General features: G+C 71.3%; 15 protein-coding genes. 10 read left to right on the plus strand and 5 right to left on the minus strand.

Annotated elements, in window-relative coordinates; translation table 11 throughout:
- Nucleotides 1–252 precede the first annotated feature (252 nt).
- The 3 genes from D9V36_RS29655 to D9V36_RS29665 all read left to right on the plus strand — a co-directional run bounded on the left by D9V36_RS29655 (nt 253) and on the right by D9V36_RS29665 (nt 3,270).
- A complete protein-coding gene (locus tag D9V36_RS29655; RefSeq protein WP_129298774.1) occupies nt 253–966 on the plus strand; it encodes a winged helix-turn-helix domain-containing protein in 714 nt (237 codons plus the stop codon).
- Nucleotides 963–2,279 carry an MFS transporter gene (locus tag D9V36_RS29660; RefSeq protein ID WP_129298775.1) on the plus strand — a complete coding sequence of 439 codons (1,317 nt, stop codon included), beginning with the start codon at nt 963–965 and terminating at the stop codon, nt 2,277–2,279. Before D9V36_RS29655 ends, D9V36_RS29660 begins: the two co-directional genes overlap by 4 nt.
- A 190-nt stretch (nt 2,280–2,469) precedes the next feature.
- On the plus strand, nt 2,470–3,270 hold the full coding sequence (locus D9V36_RS29665; protein WP_129296448.1) for an arylamine N-acetyltransferase family protein: 801 nt from the start codon (nt 2,470–2,472) through the stop codon (nt 3,268–3,270).
- Between the two features lie 145 nt (nt 3,271–3,415).
- Here D9V36_RS29665 and D9V36_RS29670 read toward each other — a convergent pair whose 3' ends face one another.
- Complete coding sequence (locus tag D9V36_RS29670) at nt 3,416–3,643, minus strand: hypothetical protein (protein ID WP_241721099.1); 228 nt, start codon at nt 3,641–3,643, stop codon at nt 3,416–3,418.
- 319 nt (nt 3,644–3,962) lie between these two features.
- On the opposite strand from D9V36_RS29670, the gene holA reads away from it, so the two are divergent.
- The gene (holA, locus tag D9V36_RS29675) at nt 3,963–4,946 is read left to right on the plus strand and encodes a DNA polymerase III subunit delta (protein WP_129296450.1); all 984 of its coding nucleotides are present in this window, start codon (nt 3,963–3,965) and stop codon (nt 4,944–4,946) included.
- Between the two features lie 66 nt (nt 4,947–5,012).
- Nucleotides 5,013–5,183 (plus strand): hypothetical protein, encoded by a 171-nt coding sequence (locus D9V36_RS41150; protein WP_164993057.1) that lies wholly within the window; start codon nt 5,013–5,015, stop codon nt 5,181–5,183.
- On the opposite strand, the gene D9V36_RS29680 is transcribed toward D9V36_RS41150, so the two are convergent.
- Both D9V36_RS29680 and rpsT read right to left on the minus strand, forming a co-directional pair.
- A complete protein-coding gene (locus D9V36_RS29680; protein WP_241721100.1) occupies nt 5,158–6,117 on the minus strand; it encodes a hypothetical protein in 960 nt (319 codons plus the stop codon). The two genes, D9V36_RS41150 and D9V36_RS29680, sit on opposite strands and share 26 nt — an antisense overlap.
- Before the next feature lie 677 nt (nt 6,118–6,794).
- Nucleotides 6,795–7,061, minus strand: coding sequence for a 30S ribosomal protein S20 (gene rpsT / locus D9V36_RS29685; protein WP_129296451.1), 267 nt, complete (start codon nt 7,059–7,061; stop codon nt 6,795–6,797).
- A 352-nt stretch (nt 7,062–7,413) separates the two neighbouring features.
- Between rpsT and lepA the strand changes: the two genes are divergently transcribed.
- The 5 genes from lepA to D9V36_RS29710 all read left to right on the plus strand — a co-directional run bounded on the left by lepA (nt 7,414) and on the right by D9V36_RS29710 (nt 16,061).
- Nucleotides 7,414–9,288 carry a translation elongation factor 4 gene (lepA, locus tag D9V36_RS29690; RefSeq protein ID WP_129296452.1) on the plus strand — a complete coding sequence of 625 codons (1,875 nt, stop codon included), beginning with the start codon at nt 7,414–7,416 and terminating at the stop codon, nt 9,286–9,288.
- A gap of 351 nt (nt 9,289–9,639) precedes the next feature.
- Entirely contained in the window at nt 9,640–11,526 is a 1,887-nt protein-coding gene (locus D9V36_RS29695) for an AMP-dependent synthetase/ligase (protein WP_129296453.1), read from the plus strand.
- A 319-nt stretch (nt 11,527–11,845) separates the two neighbouring features.
- Nucleotides 11,846–14,053, plus strand: coding sequence for a SpoIIE family protein phosphatase (locus tag D9V36_RS29700; RefSeq protein WP_129296454.1), 2,208 nt, complete (start codon nt 11,846–11,848; stop codon nt 14,051–14,053).
- Nucleotides 14,054–14,151: 98 nt separating this feature from the next.
- Nucleotides 14,152–15,384: a radical SAM family heme chaperone HemW gene (hemW, locus tag D9V36_RS29705; protein ID WP_129296455.1), complete on the plus strand. Its 1,233-nt coding sequence runs from the start codon at nt 14,152–14,154 to the stop codon at nt 15,382–15,384.
- Between the two features lie 107 nt (nt 15,385–15,491).
- Complete coding sequence (locus D9V36_RS29710; RefSeq protein ID WP_347239888.1) at nt 15,492–16,061, plus strand: Uma2 family endonuclease; 570 nt, start codon at nt 15,492–15,494, stop codon at nt 16,059–16,061.
- Here D9V36_RS29710 and D9V36_RS29715 read toward each other — a convergent pair.
- On the minus strand, nt 16,039–16,872 hold the full coding sequence (locus D9V36_RS29715; protein ID WP_129296457.1) for a DUF3097 domain-containing protein: 834 nt from the start codon (nt 16,870–16,872) through the stop codon (nt 16,039–16,041). The two genes, D9V36_RS29710 and D9V36_RS29715, sit on opposite strands and share 23 nt — an antisense overlap.
- A gap of 170 nt (nt 16,873–17,042) precedes the next feature.
- Nucleotides 17,043–17,777 carry an MBL fold metallo-hydrolase gene (locus tag D9V36_RS29720; RefSeq protein ID WP_129296458.1) on the minus strand — a complete coding sequence of 245 codons (735 nt, stop codon included), beginning with the start codon at nt 17,775–17,777 and terminating at the stop codon, nt 17,043–17,045.
- Between the last annotated feature and the right edge of the window lie 105 nt (nt 17,778–17,882).

The following is a 17,882-nucleotide window of genomic DNA, read 5'->3' on the forward strand; positions in this document are numbered from 1 at the left end:
GCGGCCGTCCACCCGGTGGCGGCCTGCCCGGCGGTTGTCGCCCCGGTGGCTATCGGCCCGGCGGACGTCCACCCCGTGGCTATCGGTCTGGTGGCCACGAAGCCGTGAGGAGCCGACCCGGCCGTCGCCGCTCACGTCTCCGTCCCTGCGCTCTCCCCGCCGCCAACCGGCGGACCGGACGCCGCCGTCTTCGCTCACACGGCTACCGGGCGGACTCTTGTAAAGGATTCTTTCTAAAGGTATCTTTACTTCATGTCTCCGAGGTCGGAACGGTCCCAGCAGCAGTCCGAGTCGGTGCGGCCGGACGCGGACGGCGAACCCGGGCCGCAGCCCGATCCGTTCGCCGACTGCACACAGCTCTCCGATCCGCGGGCGCTGCGCGCCTATGCCCACCCCACCCGTATGGAGCTGGTCGGGCTGCTGCGCCGCGAAGGCCCGCTCACCGCCACGCGCGCGGCCGAGCTGACGGGGCAGTCTGTCGCCAGCTGCTCGTATCACCTGCGGATGCTCGCGAAGTACGACCTGGTGGAGGAGGCCGAAGGCGGCCGGGGGCGGGAGAAGCCATGGCGGGCGACCGCACAGTTCACGGACTGGCCGGACTACTCCGACGATCCCGAGGTCACCGAGGCTTCCGCGGCCCTGAACGTCGCACTTGCCGAGAACTACTTCAGCAAGATGTCGCACGCCCTGGAGCAGCGCGCCGCCCTGCCCCGTGTATGGCAGCAGGCCGAGCAGTACGGAGATGTCTCGCTCTATCTCACTGCCGACGAGCTCACCGAACTCGGCGAGCGGGTGACGGAGCTGCTCAGCCCCTTTGCGGCACGGTTGCAGGACCCGGCCTCCCGGCCGGCCGATGCGCGGCTGGTGAGCTTCCTGCGGGTCGCTTTCGTCCGTCACACCGAGGCGCGGAGCGGCGGTACGTCCCGCACCGGGGACAACGGCGCAGGTGGCGGCGGGGCTTTATGAATTCGGCGGCCCGAATCCCCGTCCTCTTACGGGAACGGACGTTCCGCCGCTACTGGGCGGCTCAGTCCGTCTCCCTCATCGGCGATCAGATCTCCCTGCTCGCCGTCCCGCTGGTCGCCGTCCTCGTCCTGGGTGCCGGTGCCGCGGAAATGGGTCTGCTCAAGACCGCGGAGCTGCTTCCTGCCCTGCTGCTGAGTCTGCCCGCAGGGGCCTGGATCGACCGGCGGGCCCGGCGCCGCCGGATCATGATCGCGGCCGATCTGCTGCGGGCACTACTGATCCTCTCCCTGCCCGTCGCCTACGCGGTGGGCACGCTCACTCTCGCCCACCTCTACGCGGTCGCCTTCGCGGTGGGTGCGTGCACCGTCCTCTTCGACATCTGCAACGTCACTCTCTTCGTCTCACTCGTTCCCAAGAGCCGTTTCGTCGTGGGAAGTTCCCTGCTCAACGGTAGTCGCGCGATGGCCTACGTCAGCGGGCCCGGAGCGGGCGGTCTGCTCGTCCAGCTGCTCGCTGTGCCCATGACGCTGCTCGTCGATGCGCTGACCTTTCTGTACTCCGCCATACTGCTGGCGCGTATCGCGCCGACCGAACCGCCGCCTGCGCCGCCCGCCAAGGGCTATGCCACCGAGGGAGTGCGCTGGGCGTTGAGGCACCCCACCCTGCGTGCCATGTTCGCCGCCTCGGGGACGGTGCAGTTCTTCAACCTCATGTTCCACACCCTTTTCGTGCTGTACGCCACCACCGAACTCGGCCTGGAAGCCGGGATCCTGGGGGCGGTGCTGGGGATCGGGGCGGTCGGCGGTCTCATCGGCGCGGCGGTCGCCGGCAGAGTGGTACGCGCCATCGGTATCGGTCCGGCCATCCTCCTCGGATACGCCGGATTCACGGTGCCGCTCCTGCTCGTCCCGCTTGCCGGCGGTGACACTCCGCTGGTTACCGCGCTGCTCTTCGTCGCCGAATTCCTGTCCAGTGTCGGCGTGATGCTCGTCGACATTTCCTCCGGTTCCCTGCTTGCCGCACTGATCCCGGACTCCTTGCGCTCGCGCGTCGCCGGTGCGTCCCGCACGCTGAACTACGGCTTCCGTCCCATCGGCGCCATGACCGGTGGCGCGTTCGGCACGGCGCTGGGCCTGCGTCCCACCCTCTGGATCGCCACCGCCGGTGCCACCCTCTGCCTCCTCTGGCTGCTGCCTTCGCCTGTCCCCCGAATACGCGCCCTTCCGGGGACCGCCACGCCTCAGGAGTCTGCGCCCGGGCCGGACCGCGGCCCCTCCGTTCACCTCCCCGAACCCGGTGGCGAAGCCACGTAGGCGGCAGCCCTGGGGCCGGACGGGCGGGCCGACGGCTCGTGCAGCTCAGTGGGACGGAGAAGGCCGTCGGCGGGGCTGTGTGGTGCACGGCGCCATGGGCCGAGCAGGCAGCCCAGGCTCGGCGTAGCACGGATGCTGCTGAAATCGGGATCTGTAGGATCCAGGTCATGAGGATGAGGGTTCACCCCTGATGGATACTGCTGCCGCCGATGCCTATCTCGACCGGATCGGGGCTGTCCGCGCCGCCGCCCCGGACGCCGAGGCGTTGCGCGCGCTGCACCTCTGTCATCTGCGTACCGTCCCCTTCGAAAACCTCTCCATTCACCTCGGCGAAGAGATCGTGCTCGCGGAGCAGCCGCTGCTGGACAAGATCGTCCGTGCCCGGCGGGGCGGCTTCTGCTACGAGCTCAACGGTGCTTTCGCGCTGCTCCTGGGCGCGCTCGGCTATGAGGTCGAGTTGCTTTCCGCCCGGGTGTTCGGCGCCGACGGGCCCGGAATTCCGTACGACCACCTCGCGCTGCGCGTGCAGACGCCGAGCGGGCCATGGCTGGCGGACGTCGGCTTCGGCAGGCACAGCCACTTTCCGCTGCGTTGGGACAGCCGTGCCGAGCAGGCCGATCCCGGTGGGGTGTTCCGGATCGAGGAGACGAGCGAGGGAGACCTCGATGTCCTGAGGGACGGCGATCCGCAGTACCGCATCGAACAACGCCCGCGTGCCTATGCGGACTTCGAGGTCGGCTGCTGGTGGCACCGGACCTCGCCCAAGTCGCACTTCACCCGGTCCCTGGTGTGTTCACGGCTGACCGGGACCGGCCGGGTCACGCTCTCCGGTCGTACGCTCGTGACCACCGGGGCGGATGGTGCACGGGACGAGCGTGAGCTGGGCGAGGGAGAGGTCCTCGCTGCCTACCGGGAGCACTTCGGGATTGTTCTGGAGCGGGAGCCCCGAGCCGGCGCGGTGTGGGTGCCTGGAGGCCCCAGCGGCGCGTAGGCCCACGGCCCCTGGCCTCCACGGCCCCTGGCCTCCACGGCCCCTGGCCTTCACGGGCCCTGGCCTTCACGGGCCCCGGCTTATACACGGCGCCTGGCCCCGCGGGCCCGGCTTACACGGCCCCTGGCTCCCGCGGGCCCGGTTGTTACTCGGCCTCGCGCCAGCCCTCGTACTCGGCAGCGAGGTTGTGCAGCCGCGCCGGGTCGTGGGCGGCGTCCGGGTCCTCGACCACCACCAGCCACTGGGCGTCCTCGGCGTCGTCCTCACCGGCCAGGGCGTCCCGTACGAGCTGGGGCTCCTCGGCGACACCGAAGCGTTCGGTCAGGGCCTCGGCCACCTCCTCCGCGGCATCGCGGTCGGGCAGAACCAGCACGTGCCGGAGGTGTGGTGGGTGTGGGGCAGCATCATTCACCCGGCCATTGTCCGACACGGCGAGGGAGCCGCTGTCAGGCAGGGGCCCAGAGCGGTCCGGCCCGGGCACCGGAGTGGTCAGGACTGGGGCACCGGGCGGTCCGGCCCGGGCACCGGAGCGGGGCGGAGGCCGGGATGTCGGAGCGGTCCGGCGCAGGTACCGGAGGGGGCAGGATCGCGGGTGTCGGCGAGGTCCGGCAGAGGTCACCGGAGCCGGTCAGGGCCGGGGAGCCAGAGCCGTCCGCGCCGGGGTGTCAGTGGGGCGTGGGATGCTGGACGCGATGGCCAGGAAGACAGCTCAAGACGACCCGCTCGCCCCCGTCACGATCGCGGTGGGCCAGGAAGACCTGCTGCTGGATCGCGCGGTGCAGCAGGTGGTGGCGGCTGCCCGGGCAGCCGATGCGGACACCGATGTGCGCGACCTCACTCCCGATCAGCTCCAGCCCGGCACCTTGGCCGAGCTGACCAGCCCCTCGCTCTTCGCCGAGCGCAAGGTCGTCGTGGTGCGCGCCGCCCAGGACCTTTCCGCGGACACCATCAAGGACGTCAAGGCGTATCTCGGCTCGCCCGCCGAGGAGATCACGCTGGTGCTGCTGCACGCCGGCGGCGCCAAGGGGAAGGGCCTGCTGGACGCCGCACGCAAGGCCGGGGCACGCGAAGTGGCCTGCCCCAAGATGACCAAGCCGGCCGACCGGCTGGCCTTTGTGCGGGGCGAGTTCCGTGCGACCGGACGGTCGGCGACGCCCGAGGCCTGCCAGTCGCTGGTCGATGCCATCGGCAGCGATCTGCGTGAGCTGGCCTCTGCCTGTTCGCAGTTGGCCGCCGATGTGGAGGGCACCATCGACGAGGCCGTCGTCGCGCGCTACTACACAGGCCGGGCCGAGGCATCGAGCTTCACCGTCGCGGACCGCGCCGTCGAGGGCCGGGCCGCCGAGGCGTTGGAGGCACTGCGCTGGTCCCTCTCCACCGGCGTCGCCCCCGTCATGATCACCAGCGCGCTCGCTCAGGGCGTCCGCGCCATCGGCAAACTGGCCTCCGCCCCGCGCGGCGCCCGCCCCGGCGACCTCGCCCGCGACCTCGGCATGCCGCCCTGGAAGATCGACCGGGTACGGCAGCAGATGCGCGGTTGGTCGGCGGACGGTGTGGCAACGGCGCTGCGCGCGGTGGCAGCGGCCGACGCGGGGGTGAAGGGCGGCGGCGACGATCCGGCGTACGCCCTGGAGAAGGCCGTCGTGGCAATCGCCCGGGCGGCCCGCTCGCGGTGACACCCGGCTCCTCGCCGTCGGCGCGGGCGTTCAGCGGCGCGGTCAGATCCTGAGATCCTGCACGGCATGGGCATGGGCATGGGCATGGGCATGGGCATCGGCGCCGGCGTTGGTGCCGACGCCGCCGCCAGTGCCAGTGCCGCTGTCGGCATTGGCATCAAGGTTCGGCCGCGGGTATGCCGGACCTCATCGAAGACGTCGGTCGGCGTGATCAGCGCACTGGACGCAGTCGCCTGAGAGTTTCCGTCGCGCTGGTCTTGAGCATCGTGGCCACCTCGGTGGCGGTCGGCTGCTTGTCGCTGCCGCTGCTCGACGCATAGCTCGACCACGTCGACTGGTAGGTCATCCAGCCGTCCCGGACGCCGAGGATCACGTACGAGCTGCTGCTCGTGCTGCTGCCGTCGTCCCTCCGGGTCACCAGGTAGGCCTCGTCGCCGATTCCCGGTACGGCCTCGACCTTGTAGCCGACCGAGGTGTCCTGCTTCTCGTACGAGCGGTAGCCGTCGGCGAACTCCGGCGTCGGGTCGGTCTGCTTGTGCAGCGTGGCGGTGTTGTAGAGCCAGGTGGAGGAGTAGGCGGAGGTGCTTGCGCCGTCCTGCTCGAACGAGATGTTGCACGTCATGGTGTCCAGCGACTTCAGCTGGGCGCCGCTGTGCTGCGGATTGTCGTCCTTCGAGGCCGTTCCGGTGCTCGCCTTGGTCTTGTAGTGGGCGTCCTCGAAGGGCGTCATCGCGGTGTCCGCACACAGATCGCTCGTGTAGGCGTAGCCCGCGAGGTCGGGGCTGGGCTCGGAGGAGAAGCCCCCGGTGGCGAACAACAGCGAGGCCCAGATCGCGGACGCGGCGACCACCCCGCCGACGGCCCAGAGCCAGCCGGACGTGCCACGGCCCGCGCCACTGGGCGCGGCGATGGGCGCCACCGCGGGTGGCCCTGCGGGCGGGGCGGGCACGCCGGGCGCCGGATAGCCGTATCCGCCGGTCAGCCCCGGAGGTATGGCCTGCGGTGGGTAGGGATTCTCCGGTGCGTGGGGGTTCTGCGGTGCGTAGGGATTCTGCTGTGTGGGCACGGGGTTCTGCGGTGTGGGCACCGGATTTTGGGATGCGGGCGCCTGACCGAATGGGTTCGGCTGCGGCTGGGCGTACGGATTGTCGTGTTCCCCCGAAATGGACATGGCCGCAGCGTAGCGGACCCCGGGGAAAGCGAACCCGGCTTTGCGGCACGGAATTTTCCCCATGGTGAGCGGACCGAAATATGGCGCCGTCCGCCCCCACCCGCAAGCTCACGCCACTTTCGCCCCCTGTCGCGAACCGGGAGCTGCCGTCTCAACTGCCCCAAAGCGATATCCCCGCAGCAATGGCCCCACAGCAGGGGCTCGGCGATGGAACACCGCAACACATTCCGTCGTCCACGCTTCTTCGCAACATCGCAACAGAAGCCCACAAGAATCCCCGTAAAGAACCCTCGCGAAGCCTCCTCTGGAAACCTCGAAAGGGAATCCCACATCGACGACCCCAATCGACGACCGTAATCGACGACCCCAAACGAAGCCCCCACGAGAAAGCCCTGCACCAAAAGCCCCACGAAAAAAGAAAGCCCCGCCTCACCCCTGGGGAAGGGGTGAGGCGGGGCCTCCATATCAAGCTGTTGCGGCTTGGTCGGCGCGGTACGCCGAGTGGGCCGGGTGTGCCGCACCCGCGTGGCGAACGCAGGCCGTGTGCGGCACGGTGGTGCATCGGTCAGGGAGCGGAGAGAGGGGCCGCTGGGTCCCTGCCGACAGGGGTACTACGGAGGTGCTGCGGTGGAGGAGGATCGGATTTGGAGCGGTCGATGACCTCCTCCGGAGGAAGGTCAGGCCTTGAGGGCCGCGACCTTCTTCGCCAGCGCCGACTTCTTGTTGGCGGCGGCGTTCTTGTGGATGACACCCTTGCTGACGGCCTTGTCGAGCGTCTTGGCAGCGGCGGCCTGGGCGGTGGTGGCCTTCTGCAGGTCACCGGCCTCGACGGCCTCGCGGGTGCGACGGATCGCGGTCTTCAGAGTGGACTTGACAGCCTTGTTGCGCTGACGAGCCTTCTCGTTGGTCTTGATCCGCTTCATCTGGGACTTGATGTTCGCCACGAAAGAGCCTTTTCAGGTTCGTTGGAGTTTCGAGTGGCGCCTCGTACGAAAGAGGGCACGAAGCGCAGTGGACCAGGCTACCAGCAGGGTCTACGGCCGCCCAAACCGGACCGGCCCCGCTGCCCAAACCGGACGGCCCCCCTGCCCAAACGGGACTGGTCCCCCCCACCCGAACCGGACCGGCCCCTCGCCCGAACCAGCCCGGTCCCCCCGCCCGAACCAGCCCGGTCTCTCCACCCGAACCGGGCCGCTGCCGTCGCCCGAACCGGACCGGGCCCCTCGGTCATGGGACGATGGGGGAGACGTCATTTACCCGAGTCCCGCCTACCCGCGTTCACTGAATGGACCCTGCGTGCCCGCGACCCCTACGAACGTGCCGGAGCCGAGCCGTACCGATCCGGCCCTCCTCCGTAACTTCTGCATCATCGCGCACATCGACCACGGCAAGTCGACGCTCGCCGACCGGATGCTCCAGATCACCGGTGTCGTCGACCAGCGGCAGATGCGCGCGCAGTACCTCGACCGCATGGACATCGAGCGCGAGCGTGGCATCACGATCAAGTCCCAGGCGGTCCGGCTGCCCTGGGACCCCACCGAGGGTGAAGAGGGAAGTGGGACGACCCACATCCTGAACATGATCGACACCCCGGGCCACGTCGACTTCACCTATGAGGTCTCGCGCTCGCTCGCCGCGTGCGAGGGCTGCATCCTCCTCGTCGACGCCGCCCAGGGCATCGAGGCCCAGACCCTCGCCAACCTGTACCTGGCGATGGAGCACGACCTCACGATCATTCCCGTCCTCAACAAGATCGACCTGCCGGCCGCCCAGCCCGAGAAGTTCGCCGCCGAGCTGGCCAACCTGGTCGGCTGTGAGCCCGAGGACGTGCTGCGGGTCTCCGCCAAGACCGGCGTCGGCGTGGCCGAGCTGCTGGACAAGGTCGTCCGCGAGGTGCCGGCCCCGGTCGGCGTCAAGGACGCCCCCGCCCGCGCGATGATCTTCGACTCGGTCTACGACGCCTACCGCGGTGTCGTGACCTACGTGAAGGTCGTCGACGGCACGCTCGGCAAGCGCGAGCGCATCAGGATGATGTCGACCGGCGCCGCTCACGAGCTGCTGGAGATCGGCACGAACTCACCCGAGATGAAGGCGGCCGACGGGCTGTCCGTCGGCGAGGTGGGCTACCTGATCACCGGCGTGAAGGATGTCCGGCAGTCCAAGGTGGGTGACACGATCACCCAGCTCAACAAGGGTGCCGAGGAGCCGCTGGGCGGCTACAAGGACCCCAAGCCGATGGTGTTCTCCGGGCTGTATCCGCTGGACGGCTCCGACTACCCCGAGCTGCGCGACGCCCTCGACAAGCTGCAGCTCAACGACGCCGCGCTGGTCTACGAGCCGGAGACCTCCGCGGCGCTGGGCTTCGGCTTCCGCGTCGGCTTCCTGGGCCTGCTGCACCTGGAGGTCATCCGTGAGCGCCTGGAGCGCGAGTTCAACCTCGAGCTGATCGCCACCGCGCCGAACGTGGTCTACCGCGTCGACATGGAGGACGGGGTCGAGCACGAGGTCACCAACCCGAGCGAGTTCCCGACCGGCAAGATCGACAAGGTGCACGAGCCGGTCGTCCGGGCCACGATCCTGGCGCCCAGCGAGTTCATCGGCGCGATCATGGAGCTGTGCCAGACCCGCCGCGGCAGCCTGCTGGGCATGGACTACCTCTCCGAGGACCGGGTCGAGATCCGCTACACCCTCCCGCTCGCCGAGGTCGTCTTCGACTTCTTCGACCAGCTCAAGTCCAAGACCCGCGGCTACGCCTCGCTGGACTACGAGCCCACCGGCGAGCAGGTCGCCGACCTGGTGAAGGTCGACATCCTGCTGCACGGGGACAAGGTCGACGCGTTCTCCGCGATCTGCCACAAGGACAAGGCGTACGCGTACGGCGTGCGGCTGGTCGCCAAGCTGCGGGAGCTGATCCCGCGGCAGAGCTTCGAGGTGCCGATCCAGGCCGCCATCGGCAGCCGGGTCATCGCCCGTGAGACGGTCCGCGCCATCCGCAAGGACGTTCTCGCCAAGTGCTACGGCGGTGACATCTCCCGTAAGCGGAAGCTGCTGGAGAAGCAGAAGGAAGGCAAGAAGCGGATGAAGATGGTCGGCAGCGTGGAGGTCCCGCAGGAGGCCTTCATCGCGGTGCTGTCCTCGGACTCCGACGGCGACGCGAAGTCCAAGAAGTAGGTCAGAGAAGCAGGCGAAGAAGCAGGAAGCGCGAGCGGAAGAAGGCGGGAGGCAGGGCGCGGGTCCCCGGGGAGGGGGCCGGCGCCCTGTCGGCTTTCCTCCGGATCACGCTGCGTCTTCAAGGATCACGGCTGCCGGCCGGTCCGGTTCCCGGCCCCCGGCAGCCCGCTGCGGACGCGCATCGCAGCCCACTGTCGGACATTGCGCGTGCTACCTACACCTATCGCACTGGTCACATCCTTAACCAGTCGGCCGTAGCCTCTTACGTGTGGGCGCCTCGCGCTCTAGTCTGATCACTGCTCAAAGGTTACTCGCGAGTCACCAGCATCGAAGCGGGCCCCGGAGGACGCCGTGACGGACACCCACACGCTGATCGAAAACCGGCCGCCCTCGGTGGCGCATCTCTTCCTGGAGCGGGTTGCGGACACGCCCGATATCGAGGCCTATCGCTATCCCGTCCCGGCCTCCGGACCGGGACCGGACGACTGGAAGTCGATCAGCTGGGCGCAGGCCGCGGAACGGGTCTACGCCGTGGCCGCCGGGCTGATGGCGCTCGGCATCCTGCCCGAGGAGCGGGTGGCGCTGGCCGCCGCCACCCGCGTCGAGTGGATCCTCGCCGACCTCGGCGTGCTCTGCTCCGGCGCCGCCACCACCACGGTCTACCCCAGCACCAACGCCGAGGAGACCGCCTACATCCTGGCCGACTCCGGTAGCCGGGTGCTGATCGCGGAGGACGCCGGACAGCTCGCCAAGGCGCGCGAGCGGCGCGCCGAGCTGCCCGAGCTGGCGCATGTCGTCGTCATCGACGAGGCGGGCGCGGAGCCCGCCGAGGGCGATCCGGAGGGCTGGGTGCTCACCCTGGCCGAGCTGGAGAAGCGCGGCACCGCCTACCTGGAGGACCACCCGGACTGTGTCAGGGAGCGGGTCGCCGCACTGCGCGCCGACCAGCTGGCCACGCTGATCTACACCTCCGGGACCACCGGCCGCCCCAAGGGCGTTCAGCTCCCGCACGACTGCTGGGCGTACATGGCGCGGGCGATCCCGGCCACCGGCATGGTCACCGAGGAGGACGTGCAGTACCTCTGGCTGCCGCTGGCGCACGTCTTCGGCAAGGTGCTCACTGCGGGCCAGATCTCGGCCGGCCATGTGATCGCGGTGGACGGCCGGGTCGACAAGATCATCGAGAATCTGCCGGTCGTCCGGCCCACGTACATGGCGGCGGTGCCGCGGATCTTCGAGAAGGTCTACAACGGTGTCGCGGCCAAGGCCCGGCAGGGCGGCGGCGCCAAGTACAAGATCTTCCAGTGGGCGGCCGAGGTGGCCCGCGAGTACGCCAAGGTCTCGCAGGACAACTTCCGCCGCACCGGCACCGCCTCGGTGCCGTTCGTGCTCGGTGCCAAGCACCGGATCGCCGATGCCCTCGTCTACGCCAAGCTGCGGGAGGCGTTCGGCGGCCGGCTGCGGGCCGCCGTCTCCGGCTCGGCCGCGCTCTCCCCGGAGATCGGCTACTTCTTCTCCGGCGCCGGTATCCACATCCTGGAGGGCTACGGCCTGACGGAGTCCAGCGCCGCCAGCTTCGTCAACCCCGGCGAGGCCTACCGCACCGGAACGGTCGGCAAGCCGCTGCCCGGCACCGAGGTGCGGATCGCCGAGGACGGCGAGATCCTGCTGCGCGGCCCCGGCATTATGCAGGGCTACCACGGCCTGCCGGACAAGACCGCCGAGGTGCTGGAGGAGGACGGCTGGTTCCACACCGGTGACATCGGCGAGCTCTCCCCGGACGGCTACCTGCGGATCACCGACCGCAAGAAGGACCTGATCAAGACCTCGGGCGGCAAGTACATCGCGCCCGCCGAGGTGGAGGGCCAGTTCAAGGCGGTCTGCCCGTTCGTCTCCAATGTGCTGGTGCACGGCGCCAACCGGAACTTCTGCACCGCCCTGATCGCCCTCGACGAGCCGACGATCATGACCTGGGCCAAGGAACACGGCCTGGAGGGCAAGGCGTACGCCGAGGTCGTCGCGACCGAGCAGGTCCGCGAGCTGGTCGACGGCTATGTCGAGCGGGTCAACGAGGGGCTGCAGCGCTGGCAGCAGATCCGCAAGTTCCGGCTGCTGCCGCGCGACCTGGACATCGAGCACGGTGAGGTGACCCCCAGCCTCAAGGTCAAGCGGCCGGTGGTGGAGCGGGTGTTCAAGGACCTGCTCGACGAGATGTACGCGGGGACGCGCGAGGCGTAGCCGCAAGGACACGGCGGTACGGGGCGGGTCGGCGCGTCCCGTACCGCCGCGCTCGTACGGGCCGGCGCTTCGCGTCGTGTGGCGTCGCGCTCGTACGGGTGAAGACGGCTGCCGTCGGGAACCGTGGCCGCCACCGGGGTTGTCCGTACAGGCCCCCCGGACGCCGCTTGGTGCGCGTCGGCCAACTCCCTCGGCGCGTCAGCCGAATTGGCCGCCGTGACCTCCCACTTCTGTGACTCCGTGCTTATGGCTGCGCTCGTTCTGTCACTCTGTCGTTGGCGCATCCGGCGCCGTAGCGGAGCTGGTCGGGAGTTGCTCAATGCGGACGACAACCTCGTCTCCACGGGACGACGGCGTCACGGCGGCGCGCAGGGCGAGGGCGGCCGGGTCCGGGGGCGGGTCCGCGACGGGACCGGCCGCCGGCGCGGCGACCGCAGCCGCGGCCGCGGCTGCCGAGGGGGCCGCGACCCGTTCCCGGTGTGCCAGCCTGCCCGGTGATCCGCAGGCCGCTGCCGTCGCCCGCCGCTTCGTCCGGGCCGCGTTCGCCGACTGGGCCGACCAGGGGCTGGCCGGCGCGGACAGCCTGACCGGCCGGCTCGCGGACGAAGCGGTGCTGCTGGTCAGCGAGTTGGTGACGAACGCGGTCGTGCACGCGGGCACCACCGTCGAACTGCGCTGCCGCCTGGAGCCGGAGGAGCGACCGGGCGCGGAATCCCCGGGGAGCCGGAGCGGGGAGTCCTGCGGGGGCCGGAGCGGGCAGCCGCACGAGGGGCCGAGCGGGCAGCCGCATCCGGCGCCGCCCGCGTACACCCCTGGCGCGGGTCCCGACGGCGCACCCCGCCCCGGCCCCGAGGGCACGCCCGGCCCCGGCCTCGTGATCGAGGTCTCCGACCACCACCCCGCCCAGCCGGTCCGCGCCCATGAGGACAGCGCCGCCTCCGAGAACGGCGGCCACGGCCTCCAGCTGATCAGCGCCGTCGCCGAATCCTGGGGCATCACCTACCGCCGGGCCATGAAGACCGTCTGGTTCCGGCTGCCGGTCGGCGCCCGGGACGGCGTCGGGCCCGAGCCGGAGCTCGCCTTCGACGGCCGGCTGCTGCAGCGCGGGCTGCGGGCCGCCGAGCTCCTGGCCCCGGCGCCGCGCGGCGCCGCCAGGACCGACCATGAGGCCGACTGGGTCGCCAACGGCGCCCTCTCCTTCCTCGCCGAGGCCTCCGATCTGCTCTCCGGCCAGCTCGACGCCGATCAGGTCGCCTCGCTCGCCGCCCAGTTGATCGTGCCGCGGCTCGCCGAATGGTGCGCGGTGTGGCTCTACGACGGCGATGGCGGCGCGCCCGGCCGTGGCATCGCCGCCGACGGCGAGGAACAGCGGCTCGCCCGCGTCTGGCACACCTCCGAGAGCCGGATCGACGCGCTGCGCACGGCGCTGGAGAAGCAGCCGCCGGAGGTGCCGGACGGTGCCTCGCCCAGCGGCGCGCCCGGCGCGGTCCCCTGGCCCTGGCCGTACGAACCGGGCGGCTACGGGCCGGGCGGCGCCGCGCTCGCCTGCCCCCTGGTCGCGGGCGGCCGCCGCCTCGGCACCCTGCTGCTCGGCCGGGGCGGGCTGCTGCGCTTCCCCGACGAGGTGGTCGGGCTGATCGAGGACCTGGGCCGCCGGGTCGCCCGCGCCGTCGCCACCGCCCGCGCCTACAGCCGCCAGGAGCGCATCAGCCAGGTCCTGCAGCGCCGGCTGCTGCCGCGGGGGCGGGCGCAGGTGCCCGGCGTGGAGTCGGCGGTGGTCTACGAACCGCGCGAGGGCGCCTGGGCGGGCGGCGACTTCTGGGACCTCTTCGACGCGGGGGACGGCCGCTGGTGCTTCGCCCTCGGCGACGTCTGCGGCAGCGGCCCCGAGGCGGCCGCGGTGACCGGGCTGGCCCGCCCGGTGCTGCGGCTGCTGGCCCGGGACGGCTTCGGGGTGGCCGCGGTGCTCGACCGGCTCAACAAGACCATGGCACGGGAGGCCGCCGACTCGGTCGCGGCGGTCGCGGCGGCGGTGGCGGCGGCCGGCGCCGGGGCGGAGGCGCCGGTCGAGATCCGCGACGAGGGCGAACAAGCCCGCTTCCTGTCCCTGCTCTACGGCGAGATCGTCCCGTACCCGGGAGGCTCCGGAGGCGCCCGCTGCACCCTCGCCAGCGCGGGACACCCGCTGCCGCTGGTGCTGGGCACGGACGGCACGGTCCGGGTCGTCGCGGCACCGCAGATGCTGCTGGGAGTGGTGGAGGACGCGGCGTACGTCAGCGAATCGTTCGACCTCTGCCCGGGGGAAACGCTTCTGTGCGTCACCGACGGGGTGACCGAGCGCCGCTCAGGACGGCGGCTCTTCGACGACGAGGACGGTCTGGCCCTCACCCTCGCCGCGGGCGCCGGCCTGGACGCCACCGCCCTCGCCGACCACATCCGCCACACCGTCCACGCCTTCGGCCCGGTCCCGCCCGACGACGACCTGGCCCTGCTGGTCCTCCAGGCGGCCGGGCCGGGGGCGCCGTAGGCCGGGCTTACGCAGGCCGGGGGCGCCGTAAGCCGGGGTGCCGTAGGGCACACCGTGCCCGGACCGGCACCGCCCCGCCATGACGGACAATGGTTCCCATGCCTTCCGCACTGCCCGATGGTGAGCCGATGCCCGAGGACGGGGCGCTGCCCGGTCATACGCCGGCGGCCGCCGCCGGCCGGCCCCTGGGCTTCTATCTGCATGTGCCGTACTGCGCGACCCGCTGCGGCTACTGCGACTTCAACACCTACACCGCGAGCGAGCTGCGCGGCTCCGGTGGCGCCCTGGCCTCCCGCGACAACTACGCCGACACCGTCGTGGACGAGATCCGGCTGGCCCGCAAGGTGCTGGGCGACGACCCGCGCCCCGTCGAGACGGTCTTCGTCGGCGGCGGCACCCCGACCCTGCTGCCCGCGGCGGACCTCGGCCGGATGCTGGCCGCGATCCGCGAGGAGTTCGGCCTGGCGCCGGGCGCGGAGATCACCACCGAGGCCAACCCGGAGTCCGTCGACCCCCGCTACCTCGACGGGCTGCTCGCGGGCGGCTTCAACCGGGTCTCCTTCGGCATGCAGAGCGCCCGGCAGCACGTCCTGAAGATCCTCGACCGTACGCACACCCCCGGCCGCCCCGAGGCCTGTGTCGCCGAGGCCCGCGCGGCCGGCTTCGAGCACGTCAACCTCGACCTGATCTACGGCACCCCCGGCGAGACCGACGACGACTGGCGCGCCTCCCTGGACGCCGCGGTCGGGGCCGGCCCCGACCATGTCTCCGCCTACGCCCTGATCGTCGAGGAGGGCACCCAGCTGGCCCGCCGGATCCGCCGCGGCGAGGTCCCGATGACCGACGACGACGTCCACGCCGACCGCTACCTCATCGCCGACGAACGCCTGGCCGCGGCCGGTTTCACCTGGTACGAGGTCTCCAACTGGGCCACCACCGACGCCGCCCGCTGCCGCCACAACGAGCTGTACTGGACCGGCGCGGACTGGTGGGGCGCGGGCCCCGGCGCCCACAGCCACGTCGGCGGCGTCCGCTGGTGGAACGTCAAACACCCCGGCGCCTACGCCCAGGCCCTCTCCGAAGGCCGCTCCCCGGGCGCCGGCCGCGAACTCCTGACGGACGAGGACCGCCGGGTCGAACGCATCCTCCTGGAACTGCGGCTGGCGGACGGCTGCCCCCTGGACATCCTCGCCCCGGCGGGGGCACGGGCGGCGGCCCGCGCCTTGGAAGACGGCCTGCTGGAGGCCGGTCCGTACGAGGCGGGGCGGGCCGTCCTGACCCTCCGCGGGCGGCTGCTGGCGGACGCGGTGGTGCGGGATCTGGTGGACTGATCACTCGGCCGAGGGATCTCACCCCGAGACCCGGCCCACCCGGCCACCCCGTCCCTAGGCTGCAGGCAATACCCCGGCAGGCAAGGACAGTTGGGCGGTTGGCCGCAGTGCGCGATCAGCACATCGAGGAGTACTTCGCGGCGTTCGAGCCGCCGGAGGGGCTGCGGGCGGAGCTCCTGCGCCGGGAGATCCTGCTGACCGGCGGGACGGATATCGTCCACAACAGGATCGTCAGCGAGGTGATGGGCCAGATTCCGCGCGACCGCTGGCACAGGTTCGCGACGCTGCACGTCTCGTTTCCGGGGGAGCTCAGCAAGCCACAGCCCGATCTCGTGGTGTTGGAGCGCGGAAGAGGTGAGGGTTCCGGATGGCTCGTACCCGCCTCGGACGTCACGCTGCTGCTCGAGGTGGTTTCCCTCCGCAGCGCCGACCGCGACTATGGCCTGAAGCGCTCCATCTATGCCGCCGGGAGCGTCCCCGCGTACCTGATCATCGACCCGTACGACGCCCGCGCCGTACTGCTGACGGAACCGGACGGCGCGGGAGAGGACGCCGACTACGAGGTGCGGCGCACCGTCCCTTTCGGTGCTTCTCTCCGCGTCGACGCCCTCGGCATCACGCTGGACACCGCCCGGTTCGGCACTCTTCCCGCCGTCACCCGCCACCGCCGGCCGTGACGAAGTCGATCAGCTCCTCCACCCGCCCCAGCAGCGCCGGCTCCAGGTCCTTGTAGGAGCGCACGCAGGACAGGATCCGCTGCCAGGCGGCGCCGGTGTTCTCCGGCCAGCCCAGCGCCCGGCACACCCCCGTCTTCCAGTCCTGCCCGTGCGGGACGGACGGCCAGGCCGCGATCCCGACCGAGGACGGCTTCACCGCCTCCCAGACGTCGATGTAGGGGTGGCCCACCACCAGTGTGTGGTCCCCGGTCACCCCGGCCGCGATGCGCGACTCCTTGGAGCCGGGTACGAGATGGTCGACGAGGACGCCGAGACGGGCGTCAGGGCCGGGGGCGAAGCCGCGGACGATCGCGGGCAGGTCGTCGATGCCCTCCAGGTACTCCACGACCACGCCCTCGATGCGCAGGTCGTCGCCCCACACCCGCTCCACCAGCTCGGCGTCGTGCCGGCCCTCCACATAGATGCGCCCGGCGCGGGCGACCCGTGCGCGGGCGCCGGGGACGGCGAGCGAGCCGGAGGCCGTACGGGCCGGAGTGCTCGGCGCCGGGCGGCCCTGGGGGCGTACGAGGGTGACGACCTTGCCCTCCAGGAGGAAGCCGCGCGGGGTCATCGGAAAGACCCGGTGCTTGCCGAAGCGGTCCTCCAGGGTGACCGTCGGGCCCTCGGCCGTCTTCTCGCAGCGGATCACGGCGCCGCAGAAGCCCGAGGTGACCTCCTCGACCACCAGATCGGGCTCGGCCGGCACCTCGGGCGCGGGCCGCTGCTTTTTCCAGGGCGGGGTGAGGTCGGGGCTGTAGCGCCTGTTCTGCATCGGGTGGGGCCTGTTTCTCTGCGGGTGGGTGTCGGTGTTCCGGCTGGGGGTCCGGGGGTCGTCCCCCGGGGGATGCAGTCAGGGCGGGGTGAGGTCGGGGCTGTAGTGCCTGTTCTGCATCGGGTGGGGCCTGTTCCGTGGGGAGGGCGTGCGGTGGGGCAGGAGCGGGGTCAAGCAGGCGCGACGCCGTAGCGGGCCGCCAGGGCGTCGCGCTGGGCACGGACGAAGCGGGCGTCCACCACGGCGCCATGGCCGGGAACGTACCGCGCGTCCTCGCCGCCGAGGGCCAGCAGCCGGTCCAGCGCGCCGGGCCACTGCCGGGGCAGGGCGTCGGGGCCCGCCTGGGGCTCGCCGGACTCCTCCACCAGGTCACCGCAGAAGACGATCTCCGGTTCGCCGCCCCCGCCCGGTACCAGGACGGCCAGATCGTGGGCGGTGTGCCCGGGGCCGACATTGGCGAGCAGCACCTGCCGGTCGCCCAGTTCGACGGTCAGCTGGCCGTGCACATGGTGGTGCGGGGCGACGAGCAGATCGGCGGCCTCCGCGGCGGCCTCCGGCGCGACACCGTGCCGCGTCGCGTCGTGCCGCAGCCCGTCCTGGTCGCGGCGCAGCAGCTCGCCCAGTCCTGCCGCCCCGAACACCTCGACGCCCGCGAAGGCGGCCGTGCCCAGCACATGATCGAAGTGGGGGTGGGTGAGCGCGACATGCGTCACTTCCCGGCCCAGCACCCCGCGGATCGTCCGGCGCAGCTCCGCACCGTCGCGCAGGGTCGCGCCGGTGTCGACGATCATGACCCCGGCGCTCCCCGCGATCACCCCGATCGTCTCGTCCCAGCCCGGCATCCGGCGCCTGGCGACACCGTCACCGAGTCGTTCCCAACCGGCCTCTTCCCAAGAAGTGCGCATACCGAGACGCTAGCGCCATCGCGATAGCGTTGCCCGACAGATCGGCCGATCACGGTCATCGGGCGGGTGCTCCGCGCGCCCGCCCTTGCCGTGCCCGTGCTACCC

It is taken from the genome of Streptomyces lydicus (genome assembly GCF_004125265.1).
Classification (GTDB): Bacteria; Actinomycetota; Actinomycetes; order Streptomycetales; family Streptomycetaceae; genus Streptomyces; species Streptomyces lydicus_C.

Coding starts and splice junctions, on each gene's coding strand:
- D9V36_RS29660 (WP_129298775.1), top strand. CDS start 963: ATGAATTCGGCGGCCCGAATCCCCGTCCTCTTACGGGAACGGACGTTC.
- D9V36_RS29680 (WP_241721100.1), bottom strand. CDS start 6,117: ATGTCCATTTCGGGGGAACACGACAATCCGTACGCCCAGCCGCAGCCG.
- D9V36_RS29665 (WP_129296448.1), top strand. CDS start 2,470: ATGGATACTGCTGCCGCCGATGCCTATCTCGACCGGATCGGGGCTGTC.
- holA (WP_129296450.1), top strand. CDS start 3,963: ATGGCCAGGAAGACAGCTCAAGACGACCCGCTCGCCCCCGTCACGATC.
- D9V36_RS29720 (WP_129296458.1), bottom strand. CDS start 17,777: ATGCGCACTTCTTGGGAAGAGGCCGGTTGGGAACGACTCGGTGACGGT.
- D9V36_RS29715 (WP_129296457.1), bottom strand. CDS start 16,872: ATGCAGAACAGGCGCTACAGCCCCGACCTCACCCCGCCCTGGAAAAAG.
- D9V36_RS29655 (WP_129298774.1), top strand. CDS start 253: ATGTCTCCGAGGTCGGAACGGTCCCAGCAGCAGTCCGAGTCGGTGCGG.
- hemW (WP_129296455.1), top strand. CDS start 14,152: ATGCCTTCCGCACTGCCCGATGGTGAGCCGATGCCCGAGGACGGGGCG.
- D9V36_RS29700 (WP_129296454.1), top strand. CDS start 11,846: ATGCGGACGACAACCTCGTCTCCACGGGACGACGGCGTCACGGCGGCG.
- D9V36_RS41150 (WP_164993057.1), top strand. CDS start 5,013: ATGGGCATGGGCATGGGCATGGGCATGGGCATCGGCGCCGGCGTTGGT.